Here is a 12738-nt window from a genome sequence, read left to right on the forward strand (position 1 = left end):
ATCCGTAACTATTTCGCATTTTACTTTATAAATCCGACCTGCGGTAAAATTTCAGCTAGCGCCGCATCCTTTTTCTCGTTAAATTTGACTTTGTTCTGCTCAAAAAGATTATTTCCGTGCGCGTCTATGGAGACGATGAGCGGACCAAACTCCCTCACGCGGCACTTCCACAGCGTCTCGGGCATCCCAAGCTCCGTCCAGTCCGCGCCCTCGATCTGCTCGACCTGCGTCGCGGCCACCACCGCGCAGCCCGCGGGAAATACGCAGTGTATCGCGCCAAACTCCTTGCAGCCGCTCATCGTGCCCTCGCCCATGCCGCCTTTTCCGACAATGAGGCGCACGCCCGTTTTAGCGATAAACTCGCGCTCGAATTTCTCCATCCGCATGCTAGTAGTCGGCCCCACGGAGACCATCTCAAAGCCCTCATCGCCCACTTTTCTGATGATCGGCCCTGCGTGCAGGATAGCGCCGCCTCTGATATCAAGCGGCAGCTCGCGACCATCCTCTACGACGCGTCTGTGCGGCACGTCGCGGCAGGTGACGATGTGTCCGCTGAGGTATATCACGTCGCCGATCTTGATATCCGCCAGATCCTCGGCATTGATCGGCGTGGTTAAAATTTTCTTACTCATAGCGCGAACTCCTTGTGCGATTTTACGGCAAAATTTAGCTGCTCGTCCCAAACGATGTGCCCTTTGCGGTGCGACCAGCAGCCCACGTTTACGGCGACGGCGATGACGCTTGGGTGGCGAGCGCAGTTTTCGATATGCACGCCCATTACGGAGCTCGCGCCGCTCATGCCTTGCGGGCCTAGGCCGATTTTATTGATGCCATCTTCGAGTAGCTTTTCGGTTAGCGCGGCTCGGTCGTTTGGATTATGCGAGCCTAGCGGTCTCATCAGCGCTTTTTTAGATAGCAGGGACGCCACGTCGATCGAGGTGCCCACGCCAACGCCCACTAGCAGCGGCGGACAGGCGTTTATGCCATAGCTCGTCATTATGTCCATCACAAATTTCACGACGCCCTCGTAGCCCATACCAGGCATCAGCACGGTTGCCTTGCCGGGCAGACTACAGCCGCCGCCCGCCATATAGGTGTGTATCTCGCACTCGCTGCTTTGCGGCACGATCTCCCAAAATACGCTAGGCGTGCCCTTGCCGACGTTTTTGCCGGTGTTGTACTCGTCGAAGGTCTCGACGCTGTTGTGGCGCAGCGGAGCCTCGCGCGTCGCTCGCAGCACGGCCTCTCGAAGCAGCTCCTCAAGCTCGCCGATGAGCGGGAAATTTGCGCCGCAGCGTACGAAAAACTGGATCACTCCCGTATCCTGACAGGACGGACGATCTAGTTCCTTGGCTAGGCGCTGGTTTTCAAACATCGTTTTGTAGATCTCCTTCGCTAACGGCTGCGTCTCGCGCTCGGCGAGCTCGCTTAGCTTCGCCGTAACGTCGTCGGGCAGCACCTTGCCTGTGTAGCCGACGAATTTCGCCATGACCTCGGTCATCTTTTGCACGGCTTTTTGTTTATCCATCGCTTCTCCTTTGCTAAATTTTACTTTCAAATTTTTCATATACGCCCGCCAGGACGCAGCCTGCGGCGTAGCAGAGCAGGTCGGCGAAATCAAACGTTCCGCCGATTATTATCTTTAAAATTTTATTTTCTATGCCTAAAATTTGCACGGCGCCCAGATACTGCGCGAGCTCCAAAGCCGCCGCGAACGCAAAAATTTTAAGCGGTAAATTTGACGGCGGCTTGCTAAATGCAGCCCTAGCCAAAGCGTAAAGCAAGATGACGGCCAAAACGTCGCCCGCGTAGTGCCGCACGAAGCCGCCCTTTACGCAGATCGCGATGTAAATTTCGACCGCTAAAATCAAAACCGCCGCGGCTAAAAACGCTAGCCTCGTTCGCGCGCTTTGTCTTGTTTGCGCCTTTTGCGCGAGCCTTGCGATACTTTTTTGCTCTCTTAAATTCTCCCCTCGCAACGCTTTCCTTTTAAATTTAGCCTTCAAATTTAGCTGTAAAACCACGTTTCAAATCAAAGTGGATTTACGCTTAAAATCAAAGTGGGCTAAAATATCACATTTTTCACTTTGATTTGAAACGTAAATTTTTCAATCTTTCAATTATCGTTTTAAATTCAAAAAATATTTTTAAAAATCCTTGCCGATATTACAACAATGGCTTTAAAAGAATAAAATTAGATAATCTTTGATACAATTGCTTGAAAAATTTTAAGAGGTGTTAAAATGTCAAATATCCAAGAGAAATATATACGTGAAATCGATACATCCGATTCCTTTTTTGATTCTTTAAGACAAGATTATAAAGGTTTTGATGCATGGATAGCAAAAAAAGCGAAAGCCAACGAAAAAGCATATACGCTTTTCGATGATAATGGACAAATAGTAGCCTTTTTATATTTAAAAATAGAAAACCCCGTAGATAATACGGACATAAAACCGGCGCTTAGTATAAATGTGCCATGGTTAAAGATCGGGACTTTTAAAATAAATGCACACGGCACAAAACTAGGAGAGCGTTTTGTAAAAAAGATTTTTGATTTTGCGGTATCAAATAATATTTATAATATTTACGTAACAGCTTTCGAAAAACAAGCGCCTTTAATAGATTTATTAAAAAGATACGGATTTACCCAATACGGCAAAAAAAATAATGAGCTAGTATTAACAAAAAAGATACCGACTTGTGTGCAGGCGCTAAAAAATGATATACTACTAGACTATCCGGCTGTTAATGCGACAAGCGACAAATATCTTTTAAGTATATACCCGAAATATCATACCGGTATGTTCTCGGACTCTATTCTACATACGGAAAGCTATGATATACTAAAAGATATGTCTGAATCAAATAGTATTCATAAGGTATACATAACGGAAATGAAAGGTGTCGAGCAACTCAAGAGAGGCGACTGCTTGCTCATTTATAGAACAAAAGATGAAAATGCCCAAAGCGCGAACTACTCATCAGTCGCGACCTCTTTATGCGTTGTAGAAGAATATAAAGACTTATCCGGTTTTGCTGACTTTGATGATTTCGTCAGGTACTGCAAGCCGCATAATATTTTTACCGATATTGAATTAAAAAATATTTTTATCAGTAAAAAATATACAAAAATAATAAAGATGACATACAATATATCATTTAAAAGACGCGTTATTTTAAAGAGGATTAGGGAAATTATAGGTCACGAAGAAGTCTACTGGGGTTTTGCGAAGCTTACGGACGAAGCTTTTTTTGCAATTTTAAAAGAAGGTATGGTAAATGACAGCATTATTATCCATTAAGCCGGAATTTGTCCAAGCTATTTTTGATGGAACAAAGCAATTTGAATTTAGAAAAGTAAATTTTAAAAGAAAAATTGATAAAATCAAAATATATGCTACAAAACCGGTCGGTAAGATAGTAGGTGAGTTCATAGTTGACGATATCTTAAAAGCAAGTCCTGAAGAGCTATGGGACAAAACAAGCCTGTACGCCGGCATAGATAAAGAGCGATATTTTCAATATTTTAGCGGTAAAAATATGGGGTTTGCTATAAAAATTAAGTCCGTAAATAAATATAAGGAGCCTATTTGCCCTTATCTACAATATCCGAAATTCGTAGCACCGCAATCGTTCAAGTATATCTAGAAAATGAAGATGAAAATAAATCCAAATTCGCAGTACACACAATCTATATTTATAAATGTGGATTCAGACGTCGCCGACAAGATAGATGCTATACTGCATTTAAATATTTTTTTGCCAAACGACAATGAACATTCGTATATAGAAATAGGAATATTGATTTCTAGAAAAGAGTATAACAATTTTGACAGAAATTTCAATATAGAAATTGTATTTCCATTCGGTATACTTAAGGAAGAATTCGCGGATGTAAAAGATAGGCTCTGTGACGGTAAGACCTTGAATATGATATTTAACGAGGAGACCCATCTAGATAAAAACAAATTAGACTTTAGATTAAGGGAATACAAGCTCGGAGGTATAAAGCTTTGTAATACCACTATAAATGGCGATTCTAGTATAACAATGAGCGTAGAAGAAAAACAGAAAAATAGCTATTTTAGATTTAGGATTAGAAATATCAGAGATAAGATAACGGATACCGTTCTTTCGGATACAATGGCCAATCCGTTTATAAAAACGATAAAAACGATTGGTATCTCAATAAATTTAGATAGGCAATTTATAAAACAAATAAATAAAAAGATAAAATTTAAAGAAATTAATACTTTTATTATATTGGATTCTATAACCGAGTTGATCGAAAAAAGTAGGCCAATAAAAAGCTTTAGAGTTTTAGAAGATAATTTATGGAATCAATATATAGGAAGCTACGCAAATCGAAGGATGACGGTCTATCAATTTAAAGATAAAACATCGGACGATAGCACGATAGAGAATTATCAACTTTTCTTAAAAAGCCTTCATCATAAAAATTCAAATTTATATCGATATAAATTCTTATTGATTGTAGTGGTCGTGGCTATAATATCTAATGCTATTTATGACTTGTTAAAATGGATATTTTTATGTTAGTTTTTGACGGCGCCATTGATCTGACATTGAAATATGTTCAATGCGTAAAAGCAGATATACAAAACGAATATACGCTATACAATTATATTAAAGATACAAAAAAATACTATCCAAGCTTTGATATTTGGTATTTTATGAATGTGATACCGTCATTAAAAGACGGAAGGAAAAAAATTATAATCTCTCATGACAATAATAATTTAAAGGGCCTCGCCATATTAAAATACAACGAAAAAAAATTATGCCACCTATCGGTTATGCCCCCCTATAAGAACAAAGGTTATGGCATAAAACTTTTTAAGCAAAGCTTTATAGAATTAGAAACAGAAAAGCCTTTCCTGACAGTGTCCGAAGAAAAATTAATAGAATTTAAAAAAGTATTTGATTACTTTGGATTTGAACTTACAGACATTATAGACGGGTATTACCGAAAAGACAAAAAAGAGTATTTTTATAATCAGATATAATTCTGCCCCTCAAACCCCAGATCAATCATATAGCTTGTAGTGTTTAGATTATGCGATACGCTTTTAATACTAAATTTTACATTTTCAAGTCCGGTTACGCCGGTTATTTTTAGTTTTCCGCCGGCTCTTAGCTCTCTACCAGTGGCGGCAAGCGAGCCGTTTATTCCGCCGCGTTGTAGTTCGTTTAGCTTGGCTTCGCCCTTTTTAAAGGCTTCATTGTCTGATTTTGGCTCGGGGATATTTAGCTTATAGGTTTGCTCTCCGCCGCCGATCTTCGCTTGTTTATCTTTACCGTATTTGCTATTGTGCCACTGCACTATTATGGCTTGGTAGCTGTTGCGGTTTGCTTCTGTGATCGATAGGCTCTCGCACTCAAATTTAGGCCGTTTATTCGTTTACGCGCTGGCGTAAATTTATAGATGATTTATCAGGCTCGCGTTATACGCGGCGCCAAAGCCGTTGTCGATATTTACGACGCTCACGCCGTTTGCGCAGCTGTTTAGCATCGCTAGCAGCGCCGCCAGTCCGCCAAAACTCGCGCCGTATCCCACGCTGGTGGGCACCGCGATCACCGGCACGCCAACAAGCCCTGCCAGCACGCTAGCTAGCGCGCCCTCCATGCCCGCCACCGCGATCACGACCTTTGCGCCGCGTATCTGCTCTAAATTTGCGATCAGTCTATGCAGTCCCGCCACGCCCGCGTCGCTAAATTTGCGCGCGTCGTTGCCTAGAAATCTCGCCGTCTCGTACGCCTCCTCCACTACCGCGCCGTCGGCGGTGCCGGCAGATACTATCGCGATGTAGCTTTGCGTGAGCGCGGGCTCTTTAAATTTGACGCTGATGACGCGGCCGCGAGCGTTAAACTCCGCCTGCGGCAACGCCTCGCGCACCCGCTTAAAAACCCGCTCGTTCGTGCGCGTGATTAGGATATTTTGCCCTCTCGCGCCGATCGCACCAGCGATGCGTAAAATTTCATCATCCGTCTTGCCCTCGCCGTAGATCACTTCGCCCGCGCCGTTTCGCAGGACGCGCTGAGTGTCGATCTTAGCGCAGCCCACGTCCTCGTAAGGGTAGTTTTTTAGGTATTTTAGCGCCTCTTGCTCGCTCACGCGGCCGCTTTTTATCCCAACAAAAAGCTCTAAAATTTCATCCTCTCTCATGCAAAACATCCTCTCTAAGCCCCTTTAGATCAAGCGTCACCTCCGCTGCGCCCAGCGTCACGAGCTGCCTAACGACGCTTTTAAATTTAGCGTCGTTTAGGAAGTCTCGCATGCTAGAAAAGGGCATTTCCAGCTTTATATTTTTGCGGTCGCACCGCGCGCGGACGTTTGCGTAGCCGTTTGCGATGAGTAGATTTTCCGCCACTTCTATCAAATTTAGCTCGCTCTCATTGATCTCGCGTCCGTGCGGTAGACGCGTTAGCAAGCACGCGTAGCCGGGTTTTTCGGCAGTGGGTAAATTTAACTCGCGCGAGAGCTCGCGGATCTCGGATTTGGTTAAATTTATTAGCGGCGATAGTACGCCCAGCTCCTCTTTTGCTTTGAGCCCCGGGCGATATTCGCCTAGATCATCGCGGTTCGTGCCGTCTGCGACGCGGCTAAAGCCAAGCTCACGGGCGCGCTCTATCAGGCGCGAAAACACCGCCTTTTTGCACAGATAGCAACGGTTTTCGGGGTTATTTTTGATATCCTCCGCGACGCCTAGCTCTAAAATTTCGTGTCGGATGCCGTAGATGCTAGCAAATTCCACGGCTTCGGCGATCTCTCGCGAGGACATGTAGGGCGATCTGATCGTTATGCCGATCGCGCGCTCACCCAGCGCATCGTGTGCCGCGCGCAGCAGCAGCGAGCTGTCCGCACCGCCGCTAAATGCGACTGCTAGCTCGCCCAGCCCGCGCAGATCAACCTTTAGTTTTTCTAGTTTCGTCATAGATTTTCAGCGCCTCTTTTCGCACCCGCTCGATCGTCGTGCCGTGCGCGAGCGCCGCAGCCTTGCAGTCTTCAAATTCGGGCTTTGCCTTTTGCGTTTGGCAGGTGCCGGAAATTTTAAGCCCTATCTCGCCGAATTTCGTCTGCACCCGCACAAACTCGCGTTTTAGCTCGGTTTTAGCAACCTCTATCTCGCGAACGCCAATCGCCGTCGTATGCGTAAATATCAGATCCTTTAAATTTTGCGCGTCCTGCTTGCGGCACAGCGCGTTTAGCTCAAAGCCCATGCGCCCCTTTTTCATAAAAATAGAGCGGCTAAATACGTCCAGCGCGCCGTTTTCGCGCAGAATTTCGCACGCAAAGGCAAAGCTCTCGGCATCCATATCGTCGATGTTGGTGGAGATTAAAATTTGCTTGCAAGCCTCACCGTAGCCGGCTTTTTCGATTAAATTTGGCTTGCCGCTTTCATCGTTCAAATTTTCATCCGCCTCGCAAATCATCGCGCGAAGCACGTTTGCAAAGCCCGCGGCGTCTTTGCCGCCAGCGCCGTAGCCGATTTTTTCTATTTTAAAGCTCGCGCCGTCCGTAAATTCGTCCGCGCAGGCCTTTAAAATCGCCGCGCCCGTGGGCGTAGTCATCTCGAAATTTGCGCGTCCGAGGCTTACGGGCACACCTTTTAAAATTTCGCAAACGGCAGGTGCCGGCACGCTAAGCGCGCCGTGATCGCAGATTGCTACGCCGCCGCCAAGCTCGATTTTGGAGCTTACGACGCGCAAGACGCCTAAATTTTCAAAAAGATACTCAAGACAGATCGCCGCGCCCGCGATGTCCGCGATACTATCTATCGCGCCGATCTCATGAAAATGCACCCGCTCTACGTCCGTACCGTGGACTTTGGCCTCCGCCTGCGCGATCGTGCGAAATATCGCGCCCGCTCTTTGCTTGCAGTTCCGGCTTAAATTTGAACTCTCTAAAATTTGCCTGATACCCGCGTAGCTTCTGGCGTGAGGCTGCGATTTTAGCGGCACGACGTCGATTTTAGTAGCGGCGATGCCGTTTTTTAGCACGTTTTTGCGCTCCAGCTTAAATTCGCCGTTTAAATTTAACTTCTCTAGCTCGGCACAAAGATAGCCAAAATCCACGCCAAGCTCCACCAGCGCGGCTAAGTTCATATCGCCGCTGATGCCAGCGCTCGCGTCGTAATATAAAATTTTAACCAAGCCTAGGCCTTAGGCACCGTCATCGAGCCAAACGGCAGGATGATGATTTTTGCGTCCGCGCCCTTTTGCGCGAGCGCGTCGTCCACGGCCTTTTGGATGTCGTGATACGGCTTTAGGTGTACGGCTCGCATCTCATCGTCGCTAAGATCCGATACTGCCCAAGTCTGCGCCCAGAGCGAGATTTCGGCCATTTTAGCGGCCTTGTGATAGCCGAGCTTAAAGCCCGCGCTGATCTTTTCTAGCACCTTTTTGGGCGTATCGGCGGAGGCCATCAGATCAAAAAACGGCTTTGGTCCGATGCCCGTGCGGCATTTTGCGACCATTATTAAAATTCCCCCTTCAGCGAGCGCTAGTTTGCCGTTATCTAGGGCTTTTTGAGCTTGATATAGATCGACGTCCATCGGATAGGGCGCGACCGAGATCACGATGTCGGCCTTGCGCGGGATATTTACGCAAAATACCTCGTCGGCCTTTTTGACGCAGTCGTAAAAGCTATCGTTTAGATCGCCAGCGCTTGCGTAATACACGCCGTGCTCGCTGTCAAGTACCGTCTGGATCGAAAAAACGTCGATGTGCGCGAGCACCTTCATCGCGTCGATCATATCCTCGTGCACTGGGTTCCCCTCTAGGCGCAGAGCTTGCGCGTCGGCGCTTAGGGCGAGCTTGTGATTTTGCGTGATGCTCTCGTACGACGCGGTGCCCGGCAAAAAGGCCTTTCTGCCGCCCGTGTAGCCCGCGAAATAGTGCGGCTCGACCGAACCTATGACGATCACCTTTTTCGCCTCTGCAACGGCTTTGTTTAGATACATCTGCGTGCCGTTTTTGCTCTCGCCTAAAAAGACCATCTCGTCGTGCTTGGAGTCGTGATCGTGAACTTCGTTTTTGGCTCTGATCTCCGCGTAAATTTCTTTGCCGAAGATCATCTCGTACTCATCGAGCGAGCACTGCCTGTGGCAGCCCGTGGCGATGATGAAAATTTTATTTTTCTCGCGGATTTTCGGGTAAATTTGCTTTAAAATTTTTGCCGTCGGCGTCGGGCGCGTGCCGTCGTTTACGATGATTACGATCTTTTCATCGCCTGCTATAAACTCGTCAAAGCTTTTTTGATTTATCGGATTTGCTAGAGCCTTTGCGATGAGCGCCGTTTCGTCAAATTTAGCCACGGGGTTTGGATCGAAAACGCCGAGCAAATTTTTCTCGTTTATCTCTAGACTTAGATGATCATCTTTGCCGTATGCGATAGGGATTTGCATATCTGCCTCCTGTGTGGAATTTGGCGGGATTATAACGTAAATTTTATTTAAAACGAATTAGCCTCGTGCGGGTTATGAACGGAATTTAGAAAGCTTTAGAATTTCAAAATTTTATAAAATTTTAAAAAGCCGCTGGGATTTGAAATTTAAAGCTCGCGAGCCGTCTGCCCGCGAGCATAACTATTATAAATAGCCGTAAAGATGCGCAAGCACAAAGCCCACACCGCAAGCAGTAAGAACGCCGATCAAGCCAGGGAAAATGAAGCTATGGTTGATGACGAATTTTCCGATATGCGTGGTGCCCGAGCGGTCGAACTGGATCGCCGCAAGATCGCTCGGATAGGTAGGTAGGATATAGTATCCGTAGCAAGCCGGTGCAAATGCGATGATTAGACCCGGATCAATGCCGATAGTGACGGCGAGTGGAACGAAGGTTGCGATAGCCGCAGCTTGGGAATTTAAAAATTTACTGATGAGCAAAGAGACGATGATATAGGTCCATGGATAGGCCTTAACGACCTCGCCAAGGGATGCCTTAAGCATTTCGATATGAGCAGTAAACATAGTCTCTGCCATCCATGAAATTCCATAAATCGCCACGAGTGCAATCATACCGCTATGAAAAATTTCGTTTTTAGCGATATTGCCCGCTTTAATACCAGAAGCGATCATCATGATGGACGCCGCTAGGAGCATGAAAATTTGAATGGTTAAGACCATATTCAAATTTGTGGTCTTTTTCATCGTATCTTTTACGACAATGCTTGCATTTGCGATGCTTTCGCTCTTATCGCCTGTCGTGATGACGACGTTTCCGTCTTGAGCGACGATGCTTTGGGTAAGCTTTTTATCTTTGTCGTAAATTTCGACGCTATTAAATTTCGTCGCATCTTTGGCTTTAGACTCTTTGACGTTTGAGACGACCTTACCGCCATCCACCATGGAGATAACCTGACCATCTTTGATCGTGATGTTTTTGACCGTTTTTTTATCGACGATGATCTCTACGGATTTGCCAGGGACATTTTTAGTCCACGCAGGGCGCAAGCTTTTCTCGTAACCTAAAACCGCAACTAGCGCAATAGTGGCTAAGAATATCCACATGCAGATCCACTTAATCCTAGGAAGCTTTTGACCTAGCAAGGTCGTGCTTTCGCCGTAGATATATTTTTTCTGCTCTGGGTCTTTGATCTTTTCTTGGAATTCCGGATCTTTATCTAGATCTTTACCTCTAAAAATCGACCACGTTCCGATCGCAAGCATACCGATGAAAGTAGAAGGGATAGTGAGTTTTAGCAGATCCAAATACGTACTAAAGCCCTCGATATGCACGCCTTGACCTAGCAAGATCGCGACCATCGAAACGCCGGCAACCGAAACGGGGCTAGCGATGATAGCAAGCTGCGAGGAGATCGTAGAAGCAGCCATCGGGCGCTCAGGGCGAATTCCATTTTTAATAGCTACGTCATAGATGATCGGAAGTAGCGTATAGACGGTGTGTCCGGTTCCACATAAGATTGTAAGCGTCCACGCAACAGTTGGAGCGATGATACAAACCATCTTTGGATGCTTACGAAGCAATTTCTCCGCTATTTGAAGCATTACATCAAGTCCTCCCGTAGCCTGTAGCGTTGCACTTGCTACGACAACTGCGAGGATAGTTAAAATAACATCCACTGCCGGCTTACCCGGCTCTAATCTAAATCCAAACACTAAGATCACTAAGCCTATACCGCCTAGAATTCCCAGCGCCATACCGCCTTTTTTAGCACCGTAAAATAAACAGCCCAAGACTATAATGAGCTGCAAAAAGAATTGAGTGCTTTCAGACAAACTTGTCAGAAACTCCATAGTTTCTCCTTCAGTAAAATTTAAAACAAACTTTGGCGATTATACTAACTTTTTATTTAAACAAAATTAAAGGAGCGTTGCAAATTGTAAAAATCTATCAAAATAAAATTTACTGAAATTATAATTTTAAAGCAGAATTTATAGCGAAATGTGAAAAATAAAATTTCACTTAGAGCTGTTTTTATATCATAGAATTTCGCAACTTTTAAGAAATCTTAGAATTCCATTATAGCTCAAGCTTTAAACCGATTTTTAAGCCTTGGGGTAGTATCATTTCACAAAGAGCGGATTGAGATGAATTTTATAAAATTTTGTATTGCTTTTTTGATTTGTTTATCGCAGATGGCAACAGCAGGCAGCTTTGATCTAAATGCCACGCTGCGTCTGGGCGCATTCGACGCAAGCTCGCACCGACTACTTTTATACGGCAATGGCGGCGAGCTTAGGATGTTTGATACTGCCAAATGGAACGTGGAGTTCGCGCAAAAATACAGCGATAACGAAATTACGGCTCTAAATTTCAAAAACGGCAAAATTTATCTAGCTTGGGGCGGAGCCGAAATCGCGGTGCTAAACGACAGATTAAAGTTTCTACGCGCGCTTAAGACGGGGCGTAGCGGCACAGCCCAAATAGATGCGATTTACGCAGCAAAAGACGCGATTTACGCGGTAGTAGATAAGAATCAACTAATAAGATTAGGCGAAGACCCCGATAGAGGCGTAGGCGGCGGCTACGCCCCAGGCGAGAATTCCACCGCAAACGGGCAATCTTTGAATAAAAATTCCGCCCCCGACGGGATGCGCGGAATTTCGCTTCATTACGGCAGGATCAATGCCATTAGCCTAGGCGCTAACAGACTTTGCGTCGCAAGCTGGGACGGCATAGCCTGTTTTAGCGCGGATCTTGTCGCGACCAAATTTAGCGGCATTGATACAGCGCCTAGTCGCGCTGCGCAGGGAGAGCTTGATAGCGTGAAATTTAAAGATGCAGAATTTAATAGCACGAAAAGTGCGCAAGGCTCCGAGCCAAACGAAACGAAAGCTGGCGGCGCAAAGAGCGCGGAATTTCAAAGCTCAGAATTCAAAGGCGCAAAATTTCAAGACGAGGGGCTTAAAACTCAAAGCGAAATTTCAGTCGAAGCTGGCGATAAAAATTTAAGCGGCTCTATCGCCACTGCGCTTGCAGACTGCGACGGGACGCTATTTGCAGGCGACATAGAGGGGAGCTTTATAAATTTAAAAAGCGGCGAGCGCAAAAGCGTGGGCTCTTGGATTAAATCCATCGTGTGCGCCCGCAGCACGCAGTTTATCGCTACTAAAGATAAAATTTACGAAAATCAAAAAGCAGGATTAAAGGAGGTTGTGGATTTAAAAAGCGAATTTTTAGCGATGTACGCAGACGGGGATGCGATCCTCGTAGTCAGCAAATCAGGTAAAATTTTAAAATTCTAAGAAA

At 45.7% G+C, this 12738-nt stretch carries 14 protein-coding genes; 5 read left to right on the top strand and 9 right to left on the bottom strand.

Annotation, left to right across the window (positions count from 1 at the left end; translation table 11 throughout):
* Positions 1 to 20: 20 nt before the first annotated feature.
* From ttdB to Q0380_RS02040, 3 genes are read right to left on the bottom strand one after another with little or no spacing between them, the layout of a single operon-like run.
* Positions 21 to 632 carry a L(+)-tartrate dehydratase subunit beta gene (ttdB, locus tag Q0380_RS02030; RefSeq protein WP_298959544.1) on the bottom strand — a complete coding sequence of 204 codons (612 nt, stop codon included), beginning with the start codon at positions 630 to 632 and terminating at the stop codon, positions 21 to 23.
* Positions 629 to 1528, bottom strand: a complete 900-nt coding sequence (ttdA, locus tag Q0380_RS02035) for a L(+)-tartrate dehydratase subunit alpha (protein ID WP_298959547.1) — start codon at positions 1526 to 1528, stop codon at positions 629 to 631. The genes ttdB and ttdA overlap by 4 nt, the downstream gene beginning before the upstream one ends.
* Positions 1529 to 1541: 13 nt before the next feature.
* A complete protein-coding gene (locus Q0380_RS02040; protein WP_298959550.1) occupies positions 1542 to 1979 on the bottom strand; it encodes a DUF2809 domain-containing protein in 438 nt (145 codons plus the stop codon).
* A 264-nt stretch (positions 1980 to 2243) separates the two neighbouring features.
* Here Q0380_RS02040 and Q0380_RS02045 point away from each other — a divergent pair, with 264 nt between their 5' ends.
* The 4 genes from Q0380_RS02045 to Q0380_RS02060 are packed head-to-tail and all read left to right on the top strand — an operon-like array spanning position 2244 to position 5030.
* Positions 2244 to 3305, top strand: coding sequence for a hypothetical protein (locus tag Q0380_RS02045; RefSeq protein WP_298025352.1), 1062 nt, complete (start codon positions 2244 to 2246; stop codon positions 3303 to 3305).
* A complete protein-coding gene (locus Q0380_RS02050) occupies positions 3283 to 3651 on the top strand; it encodes an ASCH domain-containing protein (RefSeq protein ID WP_298025350.1) in 369 nt (122 codons plus the stop codon). Before Q0380_RS02045 ends, Q0380_RS02050 begins: the two co-directional genes overlap by 23 nt.
* Before the next feature lie 3 nt (positions 3652 to 3654).
* Positions 3655 to 4563 (top strand): hypothetical protein, encoded by a 909-nt coding sequence (locus tag Q0380_RS02055; RefSeq protein ID WP_297964619.1) that lies wholly within the window; start codon positions 3655 to 3657, stop codon positions 4561 to 4563.
* On the top strand, positions 4557 to 5030 hold the full coding sequence (locus Q0380_RS02060; protein ID WP_297964618.1) for a GNAT family N-acetyltransferase: 474 nt from the start codon (positions 4557 to 4559) through the stop codon (positions 5028 to 5030). Before Q0380_RS02055 ends, Q0380_RS02060 begins: the two co-directional genes overlap by 7 nt.
* On the opposite strand, the gene Q0380_RS02065 is transcribed toward Q0380_RS02060, so the two are convergent.
* The 6 genes from Q0380_RS02065 to Q0380_RS02090 all read right to left on the bottom strand — a co-directional run bounded on the left by Q0380_RS02065 (position 5021) and on the right by Q0380_RS02090 (position 11282).
* Entirely contained in the window at positions 5021 to 5347 is a 327-nt protein-coding gene (locus tag Q0380_RS02065; protein WP_298103408.1) for a hypothetical protein, read from the bottom strand. The genes Q0380_RS02060 and Q0380_RS02065 overlap by 10 nt on opposite strands.
* 96 nt (positions 5348 to 5443) lie before the next feature.
* Entirely contained in the window at positions 5444 to 6190 is a 747-nt protein-coding gene (larB, locus tag Q0380_RS02070; protein WP_298960792.1) for a nickel pincer cofactor biosynthesis protein LarB, read from the bottom strand.
* Positions 6177 to 6959 (bottom strand): ATP-dependent sacrificial sulfur transferase LarE, encoded by a 783-nt coding sequence (gene larE, locus Q0380_RS02075; protein ID WP_298959555.1) that lies wholly within the window; start codon positions 6957 to 6959, stop codon positions 6177 to 6179. The genes larB and larE overlap by 14 nt, the downstream gene beginning before the upstream one ends.
* Positions 6931 to 8178, bottom strand: a complete 1248-nt coding sequence (gene larC, locus Q0380_RS02080; protein ID WP_298959557.1) for a nickel pincer cofactor biosynthesis protein LarC — start codon at positions 8176 to 8178, stop codon at positions 6931 to 6933. Before larC ends, larE begins: the two co-directional genes overlap by 29 nt.
* A 2-nt stretch (positions 8179 to 8180) precedes the next feature.
* The gene (larA, locus tag Q0380_RS02085) at positions 8181 to 9431 is read right to left on the bottom strand and encodes a nickel-dependent lactate racemase (protein WP_298959560.1); all 1251 of its coding nucleotides are present in this window, start codon (positions 9429 to 9431) and stop codon (positions 8181 to 8183) included.
* 183 nt (positions 9432 to 9614) lie between these two features.
* Complete coding sequence (locus Q0380_RS02090) at positions 9615 to 11282, bottom strand: anaerobic C4-dicarboxylate transporter (RefSeq protein WP_295150012.1); 1668 nt, start codon at positions 11280 to 11282, stop codon at positions 9615 to 9617.
* Between the two features lie 294 nt (positions 11283 to 11576).
* Here Q0380_RS02090 and Q0380_RS02095 point away from each other — a divergent pair, with 294 nt between their 5' ends.
* Positions 11577 to 12734 carry a hypothetical protein gene (locus tag Q0380_RS02095; protein ID WP_298959562.1) on the top strand — a complete coding sequence of 386 codons (1158 nt, stop codon included), beginning with the start codon at positions 11577 to 11579 and terminating at the stop codon, positions 12732 to 12734.
* Positions 12735 to 12738: the final 4 nt, after the last annotated feature.

Source organism: uncultured Campylobacter sp., from assembly GCF_937959485.1.
GTDB lineage: Bacteria > Campylobacterota > Campylobacteria > Campylobacterales > Campylobacteraceae > Campylobacter_B.